Genomic DNA, 23305 nt, shown 5'->3' on the forward strand with positions numbered 1-23305 from the left:
CAGTGATGAGTCATCCTCTCTCGCCGACCAATTTTAAGAAACCTGCTTTCGAGCAGGTTTTTTTACGCCTGAAGTTCAGAGGATGAGAATCTCCGCAGGAGGTTTGAGCCGTCAGTTTGGGCAACACCTTCCTTGGCCGCTAGAAAATCGCCATATCCCGATACGGCTTGCGCGGACAAAACCTGCTCTGAAACTGAATTACACTACCTAGATATAGATTAGGGCAGCTAGTCCCCCACAGTTTATGACCACAGTGAGCCAATAGATTAGCTGAAATTGAGTTTTTTGCGTCTTGTGATGAAATACCCTTTGGGCAAACAGTGCCCCTGGCCATCCGCCTAATAACCCGAATAGAAATAGCGTCCGCTCTTTTATACGCCAGTCATGACTTTTAGCGGCCGACTTATCTTTCATATAAAGGAAAAAGGTGACGATACTCAGTGTGACATATAGCAGCATCACGTTTAGCGACAGCCTGCCGGAAGCAACCATAAAGGCGATAAAGTAGAAAAATAGCGTAATAAAAACAATCAATATGAGGTTTAATTTGTTCTTCACTGAAAAGCTTCCTGCTTTGGTGATACTGTCTGTGGGAATACAGATATTCTTAGACGGTTGTCGTTACTCAAAGACATGTAATATATTGATTTTATTTGATAAAAAAATATCATTGGTTTGTTGTCTCTAAAAAGAGACGCTTTACTCCTGATGGTTTTATTTACATAGGGATAAAGCCTGCTTTTCTGTTCGACTATTTAAAGTTTAATATCTATTATTAATCATATGGTTGCATTTTTTATATTGAGATATTTATCAATTAACTAAAAGTTGGCACAATGAATGCAATAACTAAAATGTAGAATGCTCATTCACCTCTTTATGATAGTTGATTTAAGGATCGCTTCATAAGCCTATCGAATGATGCAGAGCCGAGTAATGGTGTCTATCGTCTAGCTTATTGATGACATTGTCATCAAACATCAGACATAACGTTGAGTGAGACACCACCATGTTGTCCTTTGACCTGATTTTTTCTCACACTTGCCCCTCTAGGCAAGTGTTTTTTTTGCCTAAAATTTACCATGAAGCTAGTGAAGAGATTGAGGGTAGAAAGAAAAGAAAGAACAATGTCGATACGGGCCCCTTTAGGAACCCGTATCGATTTTTCAGTTGTTAGTCAGTGTCAACGCTAGTCCCTGACGGCGCATCTGGGCGGCTTCAGCCGGGCGATTTAGCTTATCGTAGGTGTCAGCTAATAGCGCGTAGTCCTGAGCATTAGGCTGTTGTTTTATGGCCTCAAGTAAAGCATGGTTGGCCTGTTCCCACTCACCGTGTTGAATCAGCAATTGACCCAATGTGCTGTTTAATAGCTGGGTTGAACCATGTTCATTGATCTGTAACCGAAGTTCTTTTTCCAATGGTCCGGGATTACCGGATTTAAGTTTTGGCATCAGCTTAATCAGTTTTTCATCATATTGATGCTTTAGGCTATCTAAAATGATCTTTTGCGCCTGTTCATTATCATCACAGGCGATAAAATGGTCGGCCAGCTCAATTTGTAAGGCATGGTTATTCCGAACCTTACGCGGCTGATCTTTCCACCACTGCCTTAAACCTTCGCTACCGCCATCTGACATTGCCTGATTCATCAAACCGATATAAGCCTGATTACGTAAAGTTTCCAGCGTATCCTCATCATAGAGTTTAGCTTTTTCGATTGATGGGATAATTTCAAGCAATGAGCTATAGCCGCCGGTTTTCAGATAGGCCTGCTGTGCTAATCGAAGCACTTCCGGATGGCGTGGCGCATCGTTGAGTAACTGGTCTACGCCATGGCGGGCCGCATGATATTCGCCTTGAGCTAATTGAATCCGCACTCGGGTAATATCGACCGGTAGTTGATCGGTGTCAGCCAACTCTGCTGCGCGGCTTAAGTAATCGTTGATGCGCTGTGTATCGCCATTTTGTTGCGCTGCTTCAGCAGCAAGTAAATAGTTTACAACCGGTTGTTCAGCATAATCAGCATTGCTGGTCAGCAATTTTTCTACCTGTGAAAAATCACCCTCAGTCAGCTTAAGTAGTGCCGCTCGGGTTTGTTTACGCGCTCGGGTACTCTTGCGACCAATGAACCAGCCTTTAGTGCGAGCGCTGGTATGGAATACCCGACGTAGTATCCATTCAATGCAGAATAGAATAATAAACAATAACGCGACTACGATCGCCAGACCGGTAACGCTCATTTTAATGTCGTAGTTATCGGTCTGGATTAATACTGAGCCCTGATGGCCGGCAAACATTGGGCCCAGAGCAATACCCGCGACTAATATTGCCAATAAAAAGAGTATGCGTAACATAAGTTAGCCCTCCTGATTACTGGTAGTCGACGGTGCTGGCGTTGGTGCTTGTAGCATCATGTTTCGCATGCGGCTTTGGGTTACCTTGTCCAACAGTTCCAGACTTTTTAGTTCCTTTGGTAAATCCAGACTGATGGATTGCTGGCTTAGTTCATCTATCTGTTCAAGGAACGCTTTAGTTGAAGGTTGCTCAGTATCGAAGTAAGCCCGTACCCAAGTGGAGACGCTTTCCAATGATTGCTTATAAATATCACCCTGATGGCGGGATACTGCTCGGGCTGCAATCAACAGTTTTAATCGCAGATTTTCTCGCAGGTATGTATCCTGATCCGGCGTTAATAGCGGGCTGGTTAGCTCATTGTCCGGAACGTTGCGGGTGCGAATAGTAATAAATTCAGACATAAAATTATGCCAGCTTTTTTCTAAATTTTGACGCCAGTCTTTTAGCTCACCGCTGACCTCGGTGCTACCTTTCTCCATCGGCGTATTGTCCCAGTCTGTACTGGCCGACGGCAAATTCATAATCTGATCGGAGAGCTGATTCAGCTTTAATGCAATGCCATCAAAGTCGATCTGGCTAATCGCTGAAATATCATTAATATCTTGGATAATAGCCTGACGAACCTCATTCAGGCTTGGATCGCGTAACTCAGCTAATGAGTCATCTGCGCTTTTTAACAGGCTTTCTGCAGTTGGAATATCCTGCTCATTCCATAGCTTACGGGCCGCAAGTTTGACTAAGTAATCCGCCTCAGACAAACGCCAGATTTTAGTATCGCTGTTCGCAATAGCCGTCATCTTTGTCTGTAATTCTTGCAGATGAGATTCTTGAGCTTTTAGTAAGCTACTTTGCTCCGCCATTCTTTGTTCAGCACTTTTTAGCAGATCGGATTGCTGACTTAGTGAGGTAGCAAAGCGCCCTTCCTCTTGAGATTGGCCCGTTTTTAAAGCATCTATCTGGGACTGGAGCTTTTGAATAATCGCCTGTTGGGATGCGGCCTGTTGATGCCCGTGATAGTAAAGCCCACCACCAAGTGCAATCACTAAAGCAATCGCAATCGCGCCAAGGGCTGCACCTGAACGGCCACCCTGCTTTGCTGCCGGCGCTTTGACTTCTGTTTTTGTTTCAGTTGGCGTTTTTTGCTGCTCAACTGGTGCTGATGGGGTCGTTGAATCCGTCATCCTGGCTCATCCCATAGTTAAATTTATTGTAGTGCGCGAAGTAGCGCATCATTATCTGCATTGTCTGCAATCAGGCATTGTGTCCAGCCTAAAGCTTTAGCCATGATTGCAAGACGTTCACTGACCACTATGACACGGCAACTTAATAGCCATTGTTGGTAGTTTGCAGGAACAAGGTGGTACAGATGTTGTAACATTTCTCCACTGGTAATTACTAGCCTGTCTATATTGAGTGCTTGCCAGCGTTGGCAAATCTCACTAGCATCGTAATTTATCATATGGCGTTGATAACATTCACAAAAAATAACATCAGCTCCCTGCTTCTTTAGCTCTTCAGCTAAAAACTCACGTCCGCCGTTGCCACGGAGTATCAAAATTTTCTTGCCAGCAACCTGCTGTAATTGAGGTAATTTTAACAGTTCTTCGCTAATTTCGCGACCTTGAGGGTAACCCACCAGAGAAGAGGTGGCTTTCTGCAGTGCTGACTGTAGCACCGAGGCCGTTTTATAGCCGATAGCCAAGTAATTGATATTTTCAGGCCAGGCATAATTATCTTGGGCTAACTTGTTTTTTGCATAATTTACAGCATGTTGAGAAGCTGCGATGACAATATCACCACTTTTCATTGCTGTTAGATAATGCGCTAGCTTATCCAGTTCATCACCCGGGCTAAAAGTAATGAGTGGGGTATGGTAAGCGTCCATGCCATGTTCGGTGAGCTGTTTGACCAACAGTTCACCGAAAGGGGATGGGCGTGTTACCAGAATACTCATTGTGGTGTGTAATCCCGATAGACGTTATGCAAAATAACATCTGCACCTTGGCCGAGTAATTCTTCTGCCAGCTCAACACCCATTTTCTCTGCATCTTTTACCGGGCCACGGCGTTCACCACGAATAATCTGACTGCCGTCTGGTGCACCAACCAACGCTCTTAGCCATAAGGTATCGCCTTCCAATTCGGCATAGCTGCCGATCGGAACCTGACAGCCCCCCTCGAGGCGAGCGTTCATTGCCCGTTCAGCCAGCACCCGGACTTGAGTATTGATATCGTTGAGAGGGGCTAAAAGTTCGCGGGTTTTATGATCGTCTAAACGACATTCAATACCGACTGCACCCTGACCAACGGCCGGCAATGATTCTTCCGGTGACATATAAGCACGAATACGTTCTTCCAGCTTTAAACGCTTTAAGCCGGCTGCGGCCAGAATAATGGCATCGTAATGACCGTTATCCAGTTTTCCTAAACGGGTGCCTACGTTTCCACGCAGGTCCAGAATGGTTAAATCAGGGCGACGGGCTCTTAGCTGACATTGACGACGAAGGCTGGAGGTACCGACGATACTGCCGCTAGGTAATTGGTCCAGAGAGTTAAAATTATTGGAGACAAAGGCGTCACGCGGGTCTTCCCGTTGGCAAATGGTCACCAGGCCTAAACCCTCCGGAAATGCGACAGGAACATCTTTCATTGAGTGAACGGCAATATCGGCACGCCCTTCAAGCATTGCCACTTCCAGCTCTTTAACGAACAGTCCTTTACCACCGACTTTAGCCAGCGGGGTATCCAGAATAATGTCACCCTTGGTCACCATAGTCACCAACTCTACGGTAAGATCAGGATGGCATTCGAGTAGACGATCCCGAACGTAGTGAGCCTGCCATAAGGCTAACGGGCTTTGACGGGTAGCTATGCGGATAATATTATTAGACATGCTTTATCATTACCTTTTTATTATATGCGGCTATTCTATCAGTTGGTGTGCATAGTGTCAGCGTACAGAATAATTATCGCTATACCCGTCATACTTCAAGTGGCAGATGCGTTGGATGTATCACTCGGCTAGGCTGTGAATTATTTTAGGCATATTCACTGTTGCTGAAACTATTTATTATTCAGCAGCAAAGTCTGATATTTACCGATTATCTTGCCTCGATCTCAGTGATAAAGAGGGCTCAGAGGGTATCGGCGACGAGTCTATATCTTTACGCCTTGCTCGCAAGGTGTTAAATTGATCACGTTTCTGGCAACCGGTGGTAGATAGTTTCGGCTATTTAAGCATGCATCCAGAATGCAGTTCCTTTAATCACTGTAGGAATTAATCAGGCAAATCGTCTTGCATCTTAATATGACCTTATTAAAGCAGCGATTAGATACGTTAAATCAATTACGTATCAATCGTGCTATGGCGAACATGGGATCCGCTTTTCAGCAGGTGTATATGCTGCTGCCCATTTTTTTGCATTACCACCACCCTAAAATGCCCGGATATCAGGATGGAATCGTACCTAACGGAATCTGTTCTTATATCCCCAGCGATACACAAAGCCAGTATCTGGCTGATTTTTGCCAAAACACCGGCATTCCTTTAATTCCCCATACGACTCAGGTCTTACCTATTACGGGCGTCTACTGTATGGGAAGCACTTCCTCAGTCGGACAAAGCCAGTCGTCAGATCTTGATATATGGATTTGTCACCAGTCGTGGTTAAACAGCAACGAGCGCACAATTCTGCAGGCAAAATGTATTTTGCTTGAGCAATGGGCTGCGTCTCTAGGCGTTGAGGTTAACTTCTTCCTGATCGATGAAAACCGCTTTCGTCAAAATCAAAGTGGCAAACTAGACAGCGAAGACTGTGGCTCTACGCTACATATCCTGTTATTAGATGAGTTTTATCGCAGCGCAGTAAAACTGGCCGGTAAACCTTTGCTATGGAACGTGGTTCCCGACAATCAGGAAATGAATTATGAGGAGTACGTTTCCGGGCTATTTGCTCAGGGCGAGCTTCAGCGTGACGAATGGATCGATTTGGGCGGGCTAGGGTCATTATCGGCTGAAGAGTATTTTGGTGCCAGTCTATGGCAACTTTATAAAAGTATCGACTCACCTTACAAAGCCGTGCTGAAAACCCTGTTGCTTGAGACCTATTCGTGGGAATACCCACAGGCTCAGCTACTGGCAATAGAAATAAAAAGAAGATTGCACAACGGTGAGCTGGACTCTTTTAGCCTTGACGCATATTACATGATGCTGGAAAGGGTCACTATTTACCTACAGGCTATTGGTGATGATACCCGGCTTGATTTGGTGCGCCGATGTTTTTATTTAAAAGTGTGCGAACGGTTATCTGAACCTAGTGAAACCATTCCTGCTCAGGGGAACTGGCGCCGGGAAATTCTGAACCAGTTAGTGCTGGAGTGGGGATGGGATAATACCCGCCTTGAAATTCTGGATAACCGGGCAAACTGGAAAATCGAACGGGTGCGCGAAGCCAATAATGAATTGCTTGATGCGTTAATGCAAAGCTATCGTAATCTGATTCGTTTTGCCCGCCGCAATAATTTAAGCGTAAGTGCCAGCCCGCAAGATATCGGGGTCTTGACCCGCAAACTGTATGCCGCTTTTGAGGCTCTCCCGGGTAAAGTGACTCTGGTTAATCCTCAAATATCTCCGGATTTATCTGAAAAGAACCTGACCTTTATTCAGGTACCGATAGATCGGGCTAATCGGGCTGGATGGTATCTCTACAATCAGGCTCCCACCGTTGATTCAATCATTGGCCACCAACCGTTGGAATATAATCGCTATCTGAGCAAGTTAGTGGCGTGGTCTTATTTCAACGGATTACTGACGCCGGGCACTCAGCTACACGTAAAAAATAGCGAACATTGTAATACTGAAAAACTACAGGCTTTTGTTGCGGATATTGCAAAACACTTTCCGTTAAGAGTGCCGGCATCAACGCCAAAAGCGCTCTACAGCCCTTGTGAAATCCGCCATCTGGCGCTTATTGTCAATCTGGAAAACGATCCAACGGCGTCACTGCTGGAAGAGACCCAACCGTTCGATTTAGGTAAGTTAGACGTATTTAGCTTTGGTAAACAGGAACAGTGCCTGATTGGCAGCGTCGATCTTTTATATCGAAACTCATGGAATGAAGTTCGTACGCTTCACTTTACCGGTAGTCAGGCGGTGCTTGAAGCGCTTAAAACCATTTTAGGTAAAATGCATCAGGATGCTCAACCACCTGAATCAGTAGATGTTTTCTGCTATAGCGAGCATTTGCGCGGGCTTATCCAGACTCGGTTGCAGCAGTTGGTGTCTGAATGTATTAATCTGCGATTATCCAGTACTCGTCAGGAATCTCACCGCTTCAAAGCATTAAGAATTTCCGGTCAGACTTGGGGATTGTTCTTTGAACGCCTCAGCGTATCGGTACAAAAGCTGGAAAATGCCGTTGAGTTTTACGGAGCAATCTCGAACAACAAATTGAATGGTATTCCTATTCAGTTGAACGCTGAACAGGATCATCTGCCGCAAATTATTGACGGTTCTGCCAGTGAAGGAATTATTCAGTTCTTCTTTGAGAATGCCGATAAGGGTTTCAATATCTATATTCTTGATGAGCTGAACCGGGTTGAGGTTTATTTAAATTGCCAAGGCTGTATTGAGGAACTGGTTTGTGATGTGAGCCGTTTTTACGCCTCTTCCCACGAACGATTTACCTATGGTTCCGGCTCGGTTAACTTTAATTTGCCACAGTTTTATCAAATTGTTTATACCGACGGCGAAGCCAGCATTATTCCATTTAATAGCAACTCCATTTCACCACTGAGTGCGCCTACGGTTCCCATCACTAAAAAAGATATTATGCTCAGCCATACTTTCTGATGAGCTATGTTTTAGCGTCTGGTTCTGTCATTCGTGTCGCTAAAGTCAGGCAGATAAGAATAACAAGGCCGGAATGTTAAACAGCATTCCGGCCTTTTTTTGAATAAAAATAAAATTTATTTCAACAGCGATACATCTTCACCGGATTGCTGAGAGCAGGCTTCAGAGAGTAATGATAAGAATTCCTGACCGCTGCGATCGCAATACCAACGGTCGTCACGGTAATCAAAATGGTATCCACCACTCTTAGTTGCTAGCCAGATTTGATGCATAGGTTCTTGTTTATTAATAATAATTTTCGTGCCATTTTCAAAAGAAAGTGACATGACACCACCGTTGGTTTCATAGTCAATATCAGCGTCGCCATCAATATTATCTATCGCTTCTTCGATATAACGCATCAACTTATCAGCCAGTTGATGAAATTCAGTATCATTCATAATCAGAATTCCTGTTGCTTTTCGTGATCTAGCTGCGATTATAGAGGGCTAAACAAAATGAATCACAGGCTTATTTCAATGAATAGAACTTTTCGTTGCGCATTATTGGTATTAACGACACTTTGGCTGGCTGGCTGTGGTTTAAAAGGCCCGTTATATATGCCCGCTGATGAAGCGCCTAAGCAGGAAGCTGCGGTTGATGTTGCTCAACCAGTACAAACTGAGAGTAATACTCAGGCTGCAAGCGATGCTGCAAAATAAAAACGGCAGAAAAATGCCGGTTAGTGTGGTTTAACGCTGGCAGAAATATCCCCGGACAGGGTAACTTACAGTATATGAAATATTGGGTGTGATACCCGTAGTATAAAATAGATTAGGCAAAGCATATGGACTACTTTAATTACAAAGACGGGCAGCTGTGGGCGGAAGATGTTGCGGTAGCAGACTTAGCTGCACGTTTTGGTACGCCTCTTTATATTTATTCCCGTGCAACGATTGAACGGCACTGGCACGCTTTTAATGACGCTTTGTCTAACCATCCCCATCTGATTTGTTACGCAATTAAAGCCAATAGCAATTTAGCTTTTCTGAATTTACTGGCCCGCTTGGGTTCTGGCTTTGATATTGTGTCTCAAGGGGAACTGGAACGCGTGTTAGCCGCCGGTGGTGACCCGGCTAAAGTGGTGTTTTCTGGCGTAGCTAAAACTGCCGTTGAAATGAAACGGGCTCTGGAAGTGGGTATCCGCTGCTTTAACGTGGAGTCACTGCCTGAATTGCACCGGTTGAATCAAGTTGCTGGTGAAATGGGCGTTAAAGCGCCAATCTCTTTGCGTGTAAATCCGGACGTGGATGCAAAAACCCATCCTTATATTTCTACCGGTTTGAAAGAGAATAAGTTTGGTATTAGCTACCAGCTGGCGCGCGAAGCTTATCGCATTGCTAATGAGTTACCGCATATCGACATTCGCGGCGTTGATTGCCATATAGGTTCCCAACTAACTGAATTATCGCCTTTCCTCGATGCAGCAGACCGTATGTTAGTGCTACTCGATCAATTGGCTGAAGACGGTATCTCTATCCATCACCTGGATCTCGGTGGTGGATTAGGTGTGCGCTATGATGATGAAACTCCGCCAGAACCAATGGAGTATGTCACCGCACTGTTGCAAAAACTGAAAGGTCGTGAACATTTAGAACTTTGCTTCGAGCCGGGAAGAGCAATAGCTGCAAATGCGGGCATTATGGTCACTCAGGTTGAATATATTAAAGATCAGGATGACCATCATTTTGCGATTGTTGATGCCGGTATGAATGACTTAATCAGACCGTCATTGTATGAAGCATGGATGAAAATTATCCCGGTTGAACAGAAAGACTCGGGTAAATCTCAGGTTTATGACGTTGTCGGACCGGTGTGTGAAACCGGTGACTTCTTAGGTAAGAAGCGTGAGCTGAATATCAGTCAGGGTGATTTTCTGGCGGTCCGTAGCGCAGGCGCATACGGTTTTAGTATGAGTTCTAATTATAATACTCGCTGCCGTCCGGCTGAAGTTATGGTTGACGGATCCGCGGCGCATTTAGTGCGTGAGCGTGAGCGTTTTGAAGACCTCTGGCGTGGTGAACATCTGATTAAATAACTTTAAAGGTATATGTTTTCTGGTTCTGCTCTGCGCTGCACTTATCACAGCAAAGCACAAAGTTGGCCTGGCAAGACGAGAATTTAATAGGTGGCTATTAAGGATGATAAAGCCACCGTAAGTGGGGTAGTTAAATGCAATTCTCTAAAATGCATGGCTTAGGCAATGACTTCATGGTTGTCGACGCGGTGACTCAAAACGTCTATTTCTCACCGGAGCTGATTCGTCGTTTGGCGGATCGCCATTATGGTGTCGGGTTCGATCAGCTTCTGGTCGTTGAGGCGCCTTATGATCCGGATTTAGATTTTCATTATCGGATTTTTAATGCTGACGGTAGTGAAGTGTCCCAGTGTGGCAACGGTGCTCGCTGTTTTGCTCGCTTTGTGCGGTTAAAGGGCTTAACCAATAAGCAAGATATTAAAGTGAGTACTCAGAATGGCCGTATGACCTTATCGGTGAGTGATGACGATCTGGTGACCGTCAATATGGGTGAACCTGATTTTGAGCCTGCCAGTGTGCCATTCAGAGCGCCAAAAGTGGAGAAGACCTATATCTTCCGCGCATCTGAACATACCGTTTTTGGTGGCGTCGTTTCTATGGGGAATCCGCACTGCGTATTGCAGGTCGATGATGTTCAGACTGCCAGCGTTAGCGTTTTAGGCCCGCTGTTGGAAAGCCACGAAAGATTCCCCGAGCGTGCAAATATAGGTTTTATGCAGGTGATTAACCGTAGCAATATTCGTTTAAGAGTATATGAACGCGGCGCCGGAGAAACGCAAGCCTGTGGCAGTGGTGCCTGTGCCGCCGTTGCGGTAGGGATCAGTCAGGGCGTTTTGGATCAGCAGGTTAATGTCGATTTGTCGGGCGGAAGCCTGCAAATTAGTTGGAAAGGGCCGGGTAATCCGCTGTATATGGTCGGGCCCGCAACGCATGTTTATGATGGATTTATTCACCTATGAGTAATCATATAAAAGAAGGCGGAGCAACGTCGGAACTTGAGCGAGTCAAGCTGAGTGATGAGCTGGTCAGCCAGTACTTGTTGAATAATCCGGATTTTTTTATACGTAACGCCCGTCAGTTAGAACAGATGCGAGTGCCTCATCCGGTGCGAGACAGTGTTTCATTAGTTGAATGGCAAATGAGCCGTCAGCGTAATCATATTCAGCAGTTAGAAGAAGAGATTACCCTGCTTATGGAACAGGCCACGGCCAATGAGATTCTGTTTGGTCGTTTGATCAATCTGCAAAATGAATTAGTTCAGGCTATCAGCCTGCAGGATTTTTTATCCCGGCTACAAAATTGGGCAAAGTCTCTTGGCTTGGCTGGGGCAACACTTCGCTTATTCAGTGAAAAATGGCGCTTAAACGCCCCCTCTGATTTTACTCATTTATCGCTGTCCCGGCAGGCTTTTGAACCGATGAGGATTCAGCGCTTAGGCGATCGCAATCAGTATTTAGGTCAGTTGAACGGGCCTGAAATTCTGCTGTTGATGCCAGAGGCTAAAATGGTCGGTTCGGTGGCTATTTCTCTGTTGGGTAAGATGGGCGATCTGGGGATGGTGATATTTACCAGCCGAGATACTCAGCATTATCATACTGGTATGGGAACGCTGCTGCTTGATCAACTGAGTATTTTATTACCCGGCCTGTTAGCGCGTTGGGTTGAACCGGTATGACCGATCGCCCTGCCCAATTATCCTGCTCGTCATTACAGCTTCCGGTTGATGATTTTCTTCGCTATCTTCGCATTGAACGCCAACTGAGTCCCTATACGCTAAAAAGTTATCAGCGCCAGTTGGCGGTTTTAATTGAGCTTGCCGTCGAGATTCGAGTGACTGATTGGTCGATGTTGGATGCGGCTGGTGTACGCATGCTGGCAGCCCGCAGTAAACGCTCAGGATTACAGTCAGCCAGCTTGGCTCTCAGACTTTCAGCTTTACGCAGCTTCCTCGACTGGCTTGTCGGGCAAGGGAAGATCGGCGCTAATCCGGCGAAAGGTATTTCTACTCCCCGCAAAGGCCGCCATTTGCCTAAAAATATGGACGTCGATGAAGTCAGCCATTTGTTAGATATCGATATGAATGATCCTCTGGCTATTCGCGATAGGGCTATGCTTGAACTGATGTACGGTGCGGGTCTGCGTTTATCTGAGCTGGTTGGATTAGATTGTCGACAGGTTAATCTGGATGCCGGAGAAATCCGCGTAATAGGTAAAGGCAGTAAAGAGCGGAAGTTGCCGATTGGTAAAATGGCCATTGAATGGCTGAATCATTGGCTGCCGGTGCGTGAGTTTTATGCACCTGACGATGATGCGCTGTTTATCTCTAAACATGGTAACCGCATTTCGGCACGTAATGTTGAAAAACGCTTTGCTCAATGGGGCGTTAAACAAGGGATTAGCAGTCATGTACATCCCCATAAGCTGCGTCACTCTTTTGCTACCCATATGCTGGAATCTAGCGGTGACCTGAGAGCGGTGCAAGAGCTACTGGGTCATGCTAACCTCTCCACGACTCAAATTTATACCCATTTGGATTTTCAGCATCTGACGACAGTGTATGACGCTGCACATCCGCGGGCTAAACGAGGAAAATCATGATGCACTTTTATCGTCCGCTGGGGCCGGTTAAAGCGTTAACTTTCGATCTTGATGACACTCTGTATGACAATCGACCGGTTATTGAACGTACTGAGACCGAAGTTGTGAACTTTATGCAGACCAAGTTTCCTCAACTGGCTGCTTTAGATCGCAAAGGTTTTAATCAAATTCGTCTGGATTTACTTGAACAACAACCGGATATTTATCACGACGTCAGCGAATGGCGTCGCCGTGCGTTTGAGGTGACACTGACCAAATATGGATACAGCGAGAGTGCGGCTGCAGAGGGTGCTGCGCTGACCATGGAAAATTTCCGTTACTGGCGCAGCCGTATTGATGTTCCTCAGTCCACTCATGTGACACTAAGCCTGTTGGCAACTCGTTATCCGCTAGTTGCAGTGACTAATGGCAATGCCGACCCTGAGCTGTTTGGCTTAAGTGAATACTTTCAGATGGTATTGCGTGCCGGCCCGGACGGACGGGCAAAACCTTTTGGAGATATGTATCTGAACGCTGCTCAACGCTTGAATTTAGCGCCTGAATTTATACTTCATGTCGGAGACGATCTTGTTACTGACGTAGCTGGTGCAATACGTCACGGGCTGCAGGCGTGCTGGATTAATGACCGAAATAAGAGTCTGATTGATGAACCAACAGGGTGTTTATTACCACATATTGAGATTTCCAAGTTGGATTCGCTGTGCCTGTTGATATAAACTCTCTATTCATCTGTATAAATTACCAGTATATGGCGCAATAATGGACGTTTCCTACCTGATCGAAAGCCTTAACGATAAGCAACGCGAAGCCGTTGCGGCTCCTCGTACCAATATGTTGGTGCTGGCCGGTGCCGGTAGTGGAAAAACACGAGTCTTAGTTCACCGTATTGCCTGGCTGATGTCGGTTGAGCACTGCTCACCTTATTCCATCATGGCGGTCACCTTTACCAATAAAGCCGCGGCAGAAATGCGTCATCGTATTGAGCATTTAATTGGTACCAGCCAAGGTGGTATGTGGATTGGTACTTTCCACGGTTTAGCCCATCGCTTATTACGTGCTCACCACCTTGATGCTAATTTACCTCAAGACTTCCAGATTCTTGACAGTGAAGACCAGCTTCGTCTGCTAAAGAGGCTGGTTAAAGCGCTTAATCTGGATGAGAAACAGTGGGCCCCGCGTCAGGCCATGTGGTATATCAACGGTAAAAAAGATGACGGTTTGCGTCCTCAACATATTGATACTTATGGTAATCCAACGGAAGGTACCTGGCTGCGAATTTATCAGGCCTATCAGGAAGCCTGCGATCGCGCCGGCTTAGTGGATTTTGCTGAATTATTGCTGCGCGCCCATGAACTCTGGTTACATAAACCGCAAATTCTAAATCACTACCGTGAGCGCTTTAGTAATATTCTGGTGGATGAGTTTCAGGATACCAACCGTATTCAATACGCCTGGATTCGCATGTTGGCAGGTAACTCTTCCAAAGTTATGATTGTCGGTGATGATGACCAGTCTATTTATGGTTGGCGCGGTGCTCAGGTTGAGAATATTCAGCGTTTTCTTGATGATTTTCCCGGAGCAGAAACGGTTCGCCTGGAGCAAAACTATCGTTCTACCAGCAATATTCTTAAAGCGGCGAATACATTAATTGCCAATAACGATGGCCGTTTAGGCAAAGAGCTCTGGACTGATGGTGAACAGGGGGAGCCAATCTCTCTGTACTGTGCGTTTAACGAATTAGATGAATCTCGTTTTGTAGTTAACCGAATTAAGGCTTATCAAGACGGCGGCGGCGCTCTTAAAGATTGTGCCATTCTCTATCGTAGTAATGCCCAATCGCGGGTATTAGAAGAGGCTTTATTACAAGCGGGTACGGCATATCGAATTTATGGCGGAATGCGCTTCTTTGAACGACAAGAAATTAAAGACTCACTGGCCTATCTGCGCTTAATCGCCAATTCTAATGATGATGCGGCGTTTGAACGGGTGGTTAATACGCCAACTCGAGGCATCGGCGACCGCTCTCTGGATGTGATTCGCCATGCGGCTCGCGACCGTCAAATTACGTTGTGGCAAGCATCGGTAGCGCTACTGCAAGATAAAGTCTTTGCAGGGCGGGCTGCTGGTGCCATACAGCGCTTTATTGAGCTGATTGAGGCCCTTGCGCGTGAAACCTGTGAGTTACCCCTGCATACTCAAACCGATCGCGTAATACGTGATTCAGGGCTGCGTATGATGTATGAGCAAGAGAAGGGGGAAAAGGGTCAGGCCAGAGTTGAAAACTTAGAAGAGCTGGTCACCGCGACTCGTCAGTTCAGCTTTCAGGATGAAGATATGGATTTGACGCCGCTGCAGGCGTTTTTATCTCATGCGGCTTTAGAGGCAGGTGAAGGGCAGGCTGATGCTTATCAGGACGCGGTGCAGTTAATGACGCTGCACTCAGCTAAGGGGCTCGAGTTCCAACAGGTCTTTATCGTCGGAATGGAAGAGGGGATGTTCCCGAGCCAGATGTCACTGGATGAAGGTGGCCGCCTGGAAGAGGAGCGCCGCCTTGCCTATGTTGGCGTTACCCGTGCGATGCAAAAATTGACTCTGACCTATGCTGAAACCCGACGTTTGTACGGCAAAGAGGTTTATCACCGGCCGTCGCGTTTTATCGGTGAATTACCCGAAGAGTGTATTGAAGAAGTTCGCCTGAGGGCCAGCGTTACTCGTCCTGTCAACCACAGTCGTATGGGCACGCCTATCAGCTTCAACGATAGCGGTTATAAGCTTGGACAACGGGTACAACACCCTAAATTTGGCGAAGGCACGATCATTAATCTTGAAGGTAGTGGTGAACATGCCCGTTTGCAGATCGCTTTTCAGGGCGAAGGCATTAAGTGGCTGGTGGCATCATACGCAAGATTAGAAGTGTTATAGCTTGATAAATATGCCAAGCAGGTCATCGATATGGCCTGCTTGGAAAGAGACAAATTTCGGATCAATACCAACAATAATGGATGTTAAATATCGCATTCATCTTCACTAGTTATATAAACCATAAATTATAGATATATTAATCATTTGATGGATATATATTCCTGTCCGTATATGATACGTACTGAATCTGGTGCTGAAATAACCAAGAAATGTTGTTCAATAGTTGACAGGCTTTTTCCTGTAGGCGTAACATGCGCCCACTATTTTCCCATGAGGGCAACAGCCTTGGACATTCCCAGTCGATACTGGCTCAATGATCTTTTTATAAAGTTCAACTTCTAAGGCTATCCCTTTTTGCTGATATCCTTAGTGGTTGTCAGCGACCTCTGTTTATTTTCCCGTCGCTAGTGAGCTAGATGTAGCCTAGGTCTGAGATTTTGGCTATCGCCAAAATGGCAGATTGTTCAATTTGTTGTTCAAATCGCCACTGAAAAGAAAGAGGGATGACGCTATGCTAAGCGCATTTCAACTAAATAATTGCCGCTTATTCCGTTTAGAATTGGATGAGGGCGATAAGCTATCTTCTTCCGTATGGGTCGATCTGGTTGAACCGGAAGATGAAGAACGTGAAAGAGTTCAAGAGGAACTGGGGCAATCTCTAGCAACCCGGCCTGAACTGGATGATATCGAAGCATCGGCACGTTTCTTTGAAGATGAAGATGGCCTGCACATTCACTCATTCTTTTATTATGAAGATGCCGAAGATCGGGGCGGTAACGCCACGGTGGCATTTACTATCCGCGATGGACGTCTATTTACCCTGCGTGAACGTGACCTGCCGGCTTTCCGTTTATATCGGATGCGGGCTCGTAACAGAGCAATGGTTGACGGTAATGCTTATGAGCTATTACTGGATTTGTTTGAAACAAAAATCGAACAACTGGCTGATGAGATAGAAAATATCTATAGCGATCTGGAGTCTCTAAGCCGCATTATCATGGAAGGCCATCCGGGTGATGGATATGATGAAGCACTCTCTACCTTGGCTGAACTGGAAGATACCGGATGGAAAGTTCGTCTGTGTCTGATGGATAGCCAGAGAGCTTTAAACTTCTTAGTACGTAAAGCCCGCCTGCCGGGAAATCAGTTAGATCAGGCTCGGGAAGTACTACGGGATATCGAATCCCTGCTGCCTCATAATGAATCCCTGTTCCAGAAAGTCAACTTTCTGATGCAGGCTGCTATGGGCTTTATTAATATTGAACAAAGCCGGATTATAAAAATATTCTCGGTGGTATCGGTCGTCTTTCTGCCTCCGACGCTGGTGGCCTCAAGCTATGGTATGAACTTTAAGTTTATGCCTGAACTGGATTGGTCATTTGGCTATCCGGCGGCGATTGGCGTAATGGTAGCGGCAGCATTAGCGCCTTACCTTTATTTTAAAAGCCGAAATTGGCTTTAATACCCTGAATTAATCAAGGAATTACCACCGGATTGATATTAAAGTAGATAACCATCTCTCTCTGATATTGTTCGGCGGTAATTTGACCTGCTTTGTTGGCCTAATTACTGTCGTTTCTGTTGGTTACGTTAGGATATTCCGCCGTGGCAAAACGCTCACCTGCTTTTCAGTGGGTCACTCTTCTGATCTGTTCGCTGGTCTTATCGCTGGTGATGTTGCATTTTCACTTTCCGGCGGCACTTCTGCTAGGGCCGATGGTGATCGGCGTAGTCATGAGCCTTTCTGGCGCAACCATCCGCATTAATAACCGGTTTTTTATTGCTTCTCAGGCCATTATTGGCTGCATGATCGCTCAAAATCTCTCGTCATCTATTCTGGTTTCTTTAGCTGCCAACTGGCCAATAGTCCTGTTTGTCCTTTTCTCAACCCTATTCGCCAGTGGGTTATCCGGCTGGTTGTTGGTCAGATTCAGTGACTTACCGGGTTCAACCGGTGCCTGGGGATCGTCTCCGGGTGGCGCGGCTGCCATGGTTGCTATGTCTGAAGAGTTTGGTGCTGATGTCCGTTTGGTCGCCTTTATGCAGTACTTACGAGTGCTGTTTGTTGCTGGTTCTGCTGCACTGATTGTCCGGCTGGCGCTGGGGAGTGAGGCGCAGGCGGTAGTTCAAGAACTGATTTGGTTTCCATCATTAGACTGGAATTTCGCTGCGACTATCGCACTGGCTGTGATTGCCGGATGGTTAGGGCGGCGCCTGCGTATTCCTTCCGGCACCATGTTATTACCCATGCTGGTCGGTGCGGTTTTTCATGCCGGTGATGTTTTTGTTATACAGCTTCCCGAATGGTTGTTGGCGATGGCATATGCCTTTATCGGCTGGAGCGTAGGATTACGTTTTAACCGCGCCGTATTTATGCTGGCGCTGAAAACCCTACCCCAAATCGTGATTTCTATTTTAGCGCTGATGTCGCTGTGCGCATTGATGGCGTTACTGCTGACGAAAATTCTGGGAATGGATTTTTTAACGGCTTATCTGGCGACCAGCCCCGGCGGTTTAGATACGGTTGCGATTATTGCCGCAGGCAGCGGCGTTGATATGTCGTTTGTGATGGCAATGCAAACCCTGCGGTTGTTTAGTATTTTGATGACCGGCCCCGCGATGGCGCGGTTTATTTCACGCCGCGCACCGAGGAAACCTAAACCTTTAGCTTAATACCTTAACGCAGCCTGCGCTGATAGTACAAAGCATCTAAAATAAATACGCCCAATGCGGCCCAGACAAAGATAAAGGTATACATTTTATCTTCACTAATGGTTTCGCCATAGAAGGTAATTGCCATTAAGAACATCAATGTCGGGCCGATATACTGGAAAAAGCCTAACGTAGACAGGCGAAGCTTAGTTGCCGCGGCAGTAAAGAACATCAATGGAATCGTCGTCACAACGCCAGCTGCCATTAATAATAGATTCAGCGATAGCGAATTCTGGGTCATATGGCTGGTTGGTGTGTCGGCGATAAAAAACAGGTAGATTGCCGCAACCGGCAATAGCCAGAGCGTTTCGATCAGCATGCCGCTTTGAGAGTCTACACCGATCTTTTTACGCACCAGGGCATAAAGACCAAAGGTTAATGCTAACGTCAGACTGATATAGGGAATGGAACCAAACTGCCAAATCTGAATAGCGACGCCGCTAAAGGCCAAGATTACAGCTGCCCACTGCATCCGCCGAAAACGCTCTTTAAGAAACACTACGCCAAGCAACACGTTAACTAATGGATTAATAAAATAGCCCATGCTGGCTTCCAACATGTGGTGGTTATTGACTGCCCAAATAAACGTTAACCAGTTACTTCCGATCAGAATGGCACTGACAGCCAGCAGCAAGATATGTTTTTTATTTCTACAGGCGATACGAACTAACGGCCATTGGCGACTTAACGTTAGCAGTATCAGCATAAAGAAGAATGACCAAATAATCCGATGGGTGAGTATTTCATTAGCTGGAACATAGCCAATCAGTTTAAAATACGCGGGTGCGATCCCCCAGATAAAATAGGCTGCTAGCGCAAAAAACACGCCTTGGCGGGTCTGCTGAGGTTCCATGAAAACGTTTACCCTGATATTTGATAATAGAACTAAGCAGTGTACTCTACATTTCGGTTCTTTATGTCTAAAATTAGCCGGACAGGGTGTTAAAACAGGATGAAGTGACTCAGTTACTTGATGGTTTCTCTGTTGATTTGATGATCATTATTGGCAGTATTACGGATGGGATAGATCTCGATATTTGGAGAACGGACAGGCTACGCTGAATTTCATACGTTCGTTACTATAATAAATTAAGCCTAATTGGAATAAACATGCAGAATATAAAGCAAACACTGATGAGTTGCTTGTTGGTTTTCTCTTTTATCGGTTGGATACCTCAGAGCTTGGGGGAAACGGAGGCATCAGAAGGATCGTCAATGCCAATCAGAGGGAGTATTATCAGTAACATGTTGAAAGAATATGATAATCCTTTCACTCTGTATCCATATGAAACCAATTACATTCTTACCACCTACACCAGTAAAATAAATACTAAGGCCATTGAGTCTTATGATTGGGCTGACAACGCGCAAAAAGTAGAGGCTAAATTCCAATTGAGTTTAGGCTTCCCAATTTGGCGTGACATTGCCGGTAAGGACTCTTTACTCGGTGCTTCTTATACCCAACGTTCATGGTGGCAGGCTTTTAACCATAAGAACTCCTCTCCTTTTAGAGAGACTAACTATGAGCCTCAGCTGTTTATGGCCTGGTTAACCGACAGTGAAGTGTTGGGCTGGACCTTCCGCGAAGTTGAAGTCGGGATTAATCACCAGTCAAACGGTAAAGCTGAGCCGACGTCCCGCAGTTGGAATCGCGGTTATGCCCGAGTAATGGCGCAGCGCGGTGACTGGCAGCTGGATCTGAAACCGTGGTTCCGCTTCTCTGAAAGTGCTGAACATGATGATAACCCTGATATTACTAAATATATGGGCTACTACCGCCTCAAGGTGGGTTATCGTTTGGGCGAGTCAGTATTTTCAGCCGATGGTCACTATAACTGGAATAGTGGTTTCGGTGGTGCAGAGCTGGGCTGGAGCTATCCGATTGCCAAGAATGTTCGCTTCTATACCCAGTTGTTTAGTGGCTATGGTGAATCCATGATTGACTATGATGCCAAGCAAACTCGGGTTGGCGTTGGCTTTATGCTTAACGATATGTTCTGATACAGGGTCGACATTGCCGAGATATTGCGAGATGTCTCGGTTTTTATGACTTATCTGGTTTTTTTCATTCTTTGAGTGACGACAAACAGGTCTAATGCGCCTAAAATAGCGCCCATTACAAGTAGCAGGGGATAAGGGTGTCAACGGCGGCAGTGATAAATTCAGAAACTTTGGCAGCACAGGTATTGCGTGACACCTTTGGCTACCACCAGTTTCGTCCGGGTCAACAAGAGATAGTCAGCGAAGCGGTTTCAGGCCGCGACTGTCTGGTTGTGATGCCGACTGGCGGCGGTAAATCCTTATGCTACCAACTTCCGGCCCTGTTGCTTGACGGCCTTACGTTGGTGGTTTCTCCACTGATATCCCTGATGAAAGATCAGGTAGACCAGCTTAAAGCCAATGGGGTATCCGCTGGCTGCCTTAATTCCAGTCAAACCCGTGAGCAGCAATACGAGGTTATTTCTGCCTGTCGTAGCGGGCAAATTAAATTATTGTATGTTGCGCCTGAGCGGTTGATGATGGATAACTTCCTTGAGCAGCTTAGCTGCTGGAATCCGTCTCTCCTGGCCATTGATGAAGCCCACTGTATTTCACAATGGGGTCATGATTTTCGTCCGGAATACCGGGCTCTGGGTTCATTAAGGAAGCATTTCCCACAGCTTCCCTTTATTGCTTTAACGGCCACGGCTGATGAAACCACCCGCCAAGATATTATTCGCCTGCTGGAGCTCCATGATCCGCTGATTCATATCAGCAGCTTCGATCGGCCTAATATTCGCTATACCCTGATAGAAAAGTTTAAACCTACCGACCAGCTTCAGCGCTATGTGCAGGATCAGCGTGGCAAAAGCGGCATTATCTACTGCAATAGCCGTAAAAAAGTTGAAGAATCAGCCGCTCGGTTAAAAGCTAAAGGCCTAAGCGTAGCGGCATATCATGCCGGTCTGGATAACGAAACCCGGGAACAGGTACAAGAAGCTTTCCAGCGTGATGATTTACAGATCGTGGTGGCAACGGTTGCTTTCGGCATGGGGATCAATAAGCCCAACGTACGCTTTGTTGTGCACTTTGATATTCCTCGAAATATTGAAGGTTATTATCAGGAAACCGGTCGAGCAGGGCGCGATGGGTTGCCCGCTGAAGCGGTGTTGTTTTACGATCCGGCTGATATGGTGTGGTTACGCCGTTGTCTGGATGAGAAGCCAGCAGGTCCGCTGCAGGATATAGAACGACATAAACTCAATGCGATGAATGCCTTTGCCGAAGCTCAAACCTGCCGCCGTTTAGTATTGCTTAACTACTTTGGTGAGAGTAAGCAACAGCCCTGTGGTAACTGTGATATCTGTCTTGACCCGCCTAAACAATATGATGGTTTGGTTGAAGCTCAGAAGGCATTGTCTTGCGTTTATCGGGTTGGTCAGCGTTTTGGCATTGGCTATATTGCAGAGATTCTGCGTGGGGCTAATAACCTTCGGATCAGGGAATTTGGCCACGATAAACTGCCGGTGTATGGCATAGGCAAAGAGCAGAGCCATGAATATTGGATTAGCGTATTACGCCAATTAATTCATTTAGGCGTACTGTCTCAAAATATTGCTCAGTTTTCGGCATTACAGCTGACGGAAGCCGCTCGGCCGATCTTGCGCGGTGAGAAATCGTTACAGCTGGCAGTACCTCGCTTGCAGAATTTGAAATCTCGTACCAGCGCAGCATCCAAAAGCTTTGGCGGCAACTACGATCGTAAGCTGTTTGCCAAACTGCGTAAGCTACGCAAATCGATTGCTGATGAAGAGAACATTCCGCCTTATGTTGTGTTCAATGATGCCACTCTATTGGAAATGGCGGAACAGCAGCCAACCCGTGAGAGTGAGCTTCTGTCGGTCAATGGTGTAGGCTACCGTAAGCTGGAGCGTTTTGGTCAGGCTTTCTTAGTTTTAATTCGGGACCATTTAGTAAGTCCTGATTAAGCATCGTGATTTACATTCAGATTGCAGCTATAGCTGCGGTGTAAGGGCTGTTAGTAAAAACGAATACAGCGCTTATCTTATTTTCTTCAAAGGCGTACAATTAATCCCCATTAAGGCGAAGGGATATGCTTGGTTTGCCTTTTGTCGCCCTGTTTCAATGATTCCAATTTGTTAAAGAGAGCCCCATGACACTATTTCTCACCGTTGCCGTTGTGCAGTTTGTTGCGCTGGCGACGCCCGGACCTGACTTCTTTTTTGTTTCGCAAACGGCGGTAAGCCGTTCCCGGCGCGATGCAATATATGCCGCTTTAGGCATTATGAGCGGCGTTATGGTTTGGGCTGCAATAGCTTTACTGGGTCTGCATATCTTGCTCCAACAAATGGCTTGGCTGCATAGTTTGATTGTGGTGTGTGGCGGTGCTTATTTGTGTTGGGTTGGAATCAGCCTGATACGTTCTGCCTTAAGAAATAAGCCGGTGGAAGCCGTAGCTGAGGTTAATGGTTCTCATCACAACCACACCTTTTTACGCGGGCTGTTTACCAATTTATCCAATCCTAAGGTGCTGATTTATTTTGGCAGCGTATTCTCTATTTATGTTGGTGATGATATTGCCAGCAGTACTCGCTGGGGCCTGTTTGCATTAATTGCCATAGAGACACTCATTTGGTTTACGCTGGTGGCCTTTGTTTTTGCTTTACCTAAAATGCGTGCCGGGTATCAGCGTTTTGCTAACTGGATTGATGGCATTGCCGGAGCTTTGTTTACAGGTTTTGGATTGCATTTAGTTATGTTACGTTGGTATTGATAAATCTATCTATTTGT

20 protein-coding genes are annotated in these 23305 nt (G+C 46.0%); 13 read left to right on the forward strand and 7 right to left on the reverse strand.

Annotated features, from left to right (window positions below; genetic code table 11):
* Window positions 1-207 precede the first annotated feature (207 nt).
* The 5 genes from YWE_RS27555 to hemC all read right to left on the reverse strand — a co-directional run bounded on the left by YWE_RS27555 (window position 208) and on the right by hemC (window position 5247).
* Window positions 208-558 carry a DUF1294 domain-containing protein gene (locus YWE_RS27555; RefSeq protein WP_051323384.1) on the reverse strand — a complete coding sequence of 117 codons (351 nt, stop codon included), beginning with the start codon at window positions 556-558 and terminating at the stop codon, window positions 208-210.
* A 608-nt stretch (window positions 559-1166) separates the two neighbouring features.
* Window positions 1167-2354: a protoheme IX biogenesis protein HemY gene (hemY, locus tag YWE_RS0116090; protein WP_029095468.1), complete on the reverse strand. Its 1188-nt coding sequence runs from the start codon at window positions 2352-2354 to the stop codon at window positions 1167-1169.
* 3 nt (window positions 2355-2357) lie between these two features.
* Window positions 2358-3536 (reverse strand): uroporphyrinogen-III C-methyltransferase, encoded by a 1179-nt coding sequence (gene hemX, locus YWE_RS0116095; protein WP_029095469.1) that lies wholly within the window; start codon window positions 3534-3536, stop codon window positions 2358-2360.
* Window positions 3537-3559: 23 nt separating this feature from the next.
* The gene (hemD, locus tag YWE_RS0116100; RefSeq protein WP_029095470.1) at window positions 3560-4309 is read right to left on the reverse strand and encodes a uroporphyrinogen-III synthase; all 750 of its coding nucleotides are present in this window, start codon (window positions 4307-4309) and stop codon (window positions 3560-3562) included.
* A complete protein-coding gene (gene hemC / locus YWE_RS0116105) occupies window positions 4306-5247 on the reverse strand; it encodes a hydroxymethylbilane synthase (protein ID WP_029095471.1) in 942 nt (313 codons plus the stop codon). Before hemC ends, hemD begins: the two co-directional genes overlap by 4 nt.
* A gap of 414 nt (window positions 5248-5661) precedes the next feature.
* On the opposite strand from hemC, the gene YWE_RS0116110 reads away from it, so the two are divergent.
* Window positions 5662-8205, forward strand: a complete 2544-nt coding sequence (locus YWE_RS0116110; protein WP_487042776.1) for a class I adenylate cyclase — start codon at window positions 5662-5664, stop codon at window positions 8203-8205.
* Between the two features lie 116 nt (window positions 8206-8321).
* Here YWE_RS0116110 and cyaY read toward each other — a convergent pair whose 3' ends face one another.
* Complete coding sequence (cyaY, locus tag YWE_RS0116115; RefSeq protein WP_029095473.1) at window positions 8322-8645, reverse strand: iron donor protein CyaY; 324 nt, start codon at window positions 8643-8645, stop codon at window positions 8322-8324.
* Between the two features lie 78 nt (window positions 8646-8723).
* On the opposite strand from cyaY, the gene lptM reads away from it, so the two are divergent.
* The 9 genes from lptM (at window position 8724) to YWE_RS0116160 (ending at window position 18475) form a co-directional block, all read left to right on the forward strand.
* The gene (gene lptM, locus YWE_RS0116120) at window positions 8724-8906 is read left to right on the forward strand and encodes an LPS translocon maturation chaperone LptM (protein ID WP_029095474.1); all 183 of its coding nucleotides are present in this window, start codon (window positions 8724-8726) and stop codon (window positions 8904-8906) included.
* Between the two features lie 125 nt (window positions 8907-9031).
* A complete protein-coding gene (gene lysA, locus YWE_RS0116125; RefSeq protein ID WP_029095475.1) occupies window positions 9032-10282 on the forward strand; it encodes a diaminopimelate decarboxylase in 1251 nt (416 codons plus the stop codon).
* Window positions 10283-10416: 134 nt separating this feature from the next.
* Window positions 10417-11241 (forward strand): diaminopimelate epimerase, encoded by an 825-nt coding sequence (dapF, locus tag YWE_RS0116130; protein ID WP_029095476.1) that lies wholly within the window; start codon window positions 10417-10419, stop codon window positions 11239-11241.
* Entirely contained in the window at window positions 11238-11957 is a 720-nt protein-coding gene (locus tag YWE_RS0116135) for a DUF484 domain-containing protein (RefSeq protein WP_029095477.1), read from the forward strand. Before dapF ends, YWE_RS0116135 begins: the two co-directional genes overlap by 4 nt.
* Window positions 11954-12880, forward strand: coding sequence for a tyrosine recombinase XerC (gene xerC / locus YWE_RS0116140; protein ID WP_029095478.1), 927 nt, complete (start codon window positions 11954-11956; stop codon window positions 12878-12880). Before YWE_RS0116135 ends, xerC begins: the two co-directional genes overlap by 4 nt.
* Window positions 12880-13596 carry a 5-amino-6-(5-phospho-D-ribitylamino)uracil phosphatase YigB gene (gene yigB / locus YWE_RS0116145; RefSeq protein ID WP_029095479.1) on the forward strand — a complete coding sequence of 239 codons (717 nt, stop codon included), beginning with the start codon at window positions 12880-12882 and terminating at the stop codon, window positions 13594-13596. The genes xerC and yigB overlap by 1 nt, the downstream gene beginning before the upstream one ends.
* Before the next feature lie 43 nt (window positions 13597-13639).
* Window positions 13640-15802, forward strand: a complete 2163-nt coding sequence (gene uvrD / locus YWE_RS0116150) for a DNA helicase II (RefSeq protein ID WP_029095480.1) — start codon at window positions 13640-13642, stop codon at window positions 15800-15802.
* Between the two features lie 511 nt (window positions 15803-16313).
* Complete coding sequence (corA, locus tag YWE_RS0116155; RefSeq protein WP_029095481.1) at window positions 16314-17264, forward strand: magnesium/cobalt transporter CorA; 951 nt, start codon at window positions 16314-16316, stop codon at window positions 17262-17264.
* Window positions 17265-17407: 143 nt separating this feature from the next.
* Entirely contained in the window at window positions 17408-18475 is a 1068-nt protein-coding gene (locus tag YWE_RS0116160; protein ID WP_029095482.1) for an AbrB family transcriptional regulator, read from the forward strand.
* A 4-nt stretch (window positions 18476-18479) separates the two neighbouring features.
* Here the strand turns inward: YWE_RS0116160 and rarD are convergent, their stop codons facing one another.
* Window positions 18480-19367, reverse strand: a complete 888-nt coding sequence (gene rarD, locus YWE_RS0116165) for an EamA family transporter RarD (RefSeq protein WP_029095483.1) — start codon at window positions 19365-19367, stop codon at window positions 18480-18482.
* A gap of 281 nt (window positions 19368-19648) precedes the next feature.
* Between rarD and pldA the strand changes: the two genes are divergently transcribed.
* From pldA to rhtC, 3 genes are all read left to right on the forward strand, one after another.
* Window positions 19649-20515, forward strand: coding sequence for a phospholipase A (gene pldA, locus YWE_RS0116170; protein ID WP_099044321.1), 867 nt, complete (start codon window positions 19649-19651; stop codon window positions 20513-20515).
* Window positions 20516-20652: 137 nt separating this feature from the next.
* Window positions 20653-22482 (forward strand): ATP-dependent DNA helicase RecQ, encoded by a 1830-nt coding sequence (recQ, locus tag YWE_RS0116175; RefSeq protein WP_029095485.1) that lies wholly within the window; start codon window positions 20653-20655, stop codon window positions 22480-22482.
* Between the two features lie 185 nt (window positions 22483-22667).
* Complete coding sequence (rhtC, locus tag YWE_RS0116180; protein WP_029095486.1) at window positions 22668-23288, forward strand: threonine export protein RhtC; 621 nt, start codon at window positions 22668-22670, stop codon at window positions 23286-23288.
* Window positions 23289-23305 lie beyond the last annotated feature (17 nt).

The organism is Budvicia aquatica DSM 5075 = ATCC 35567 (assembly GCF_000427805.1).
Lineage (GTDB): Bacteria > Pseudomonadota > Gammaproteobacteria > Enterobacterales > Enterobacteriaceae > Budvicia > Budvicia aquatica.

Coding starts and splice junctions, on each gene's coding strand:
- hemY (WP_029095468.1), bottom strand. CDS start 2,354: ATGTTACGCATACTCTTTTTATTGGCAATATTAGTCGCGGGTATTGCT.
- hemX (WP_029095469.1), bottom strand. CDS start 3,536: ATGACGGATTCAACGACCCCATCAGCACCAGTTGAGCAGCAAAAAACG.
- hemD (WP_029095470.1), bottom strand. CDS start 4,309: ATGAGTATTCTGGTAACACGCCCATCCCCTTTCGGTGAACTGTTGGTC.
- hemC (WP_029095471.1), bottom strand. CDS start 5,247: ATGTCTAATAATATTATCCGCATAGCTACCCGTCAAAGCCCGTTAGCC.
- YWE_RS0116110 (WP_487042776.1), top strand. CDS start 5,662: ATGACCTTATTAAAGCAGCGATTAGATACGTTAAATCAATTACGTATC.
- cyaY (WP_029095473.1), bottom strand. CDS start 8,645: ATGAATGATACTGAATTTCATCAACTGGCTGATAAGTTGATGCGTTAT.
- lptM (WP_029095474.1), top strand. CDS start 8,724: ATGAATAGAACTTTTCGTTGCGCATTATTGGTATTAACGACACTTTGG.
- lysA (WP_029095475.1), top strand. CDS start 9,032: ATGGACTACTTTAATTACAAAGACGGGCAGCTGTGGGCGGAAGATGTT.
- dapF (WP_029095476.1), top strand. CDS start 10,417: ATGCAATTCTCTAAAATGCATGGCTTAGGCAATGACTTCATGGTTGTC.
- YWE_RS0116135 (WP_029095477.1), top strand. CDS start 11,238: ATGAGTAATCATATAAAAGAAGGCGGAGCAACGTCGGAACTTGAGCGA.
- xerC (WP_029095478.1), top strand. CDS start 11,954: ATGACCGATCGCCCTGCCCAATTATCCTGCTCGTCATTACAGCTTCCG.
- yigB (WP_029095479.1), top strand. CDS start 12,880: ATGCACTTTTATCGTCCGCTGGGGCCGGTTAAAGCGTTAACTTTCGAT.
- uvrD (WP_029095480.1), top strand. CDS start 13,640: ATGGACGTTTCCTACCTGATCGAAAGCCTTAACGATAAGCAACGCGAA.
- corA (WP_029095481.1), top strand. CDS start 16,314: ATGCTAAGCGCATTTCAACTAAATAATTGCCGCTTATTCCGTTTAGAA.
- rarD (WP_029095483.1), bottom strand. CDS start 19,367: ATGGAACCTCAGCAGACCCGCCAAGGCGTGTTTTTTGCGCTAGCAGCC.
- pldA (WP_099044321.1), top strand. CDS start 19,649: ATGAGTTGCTTGTTGGTTTTCTCTTTTATCGGTTGGATACCTCAGAGC.
- rhtC (WP_029095486.1), top strand. CDS start 22,668: ATGACACTATTTCTCACCGTTGCCGTTGTGCAGTTTGTTGCGCTGGCG.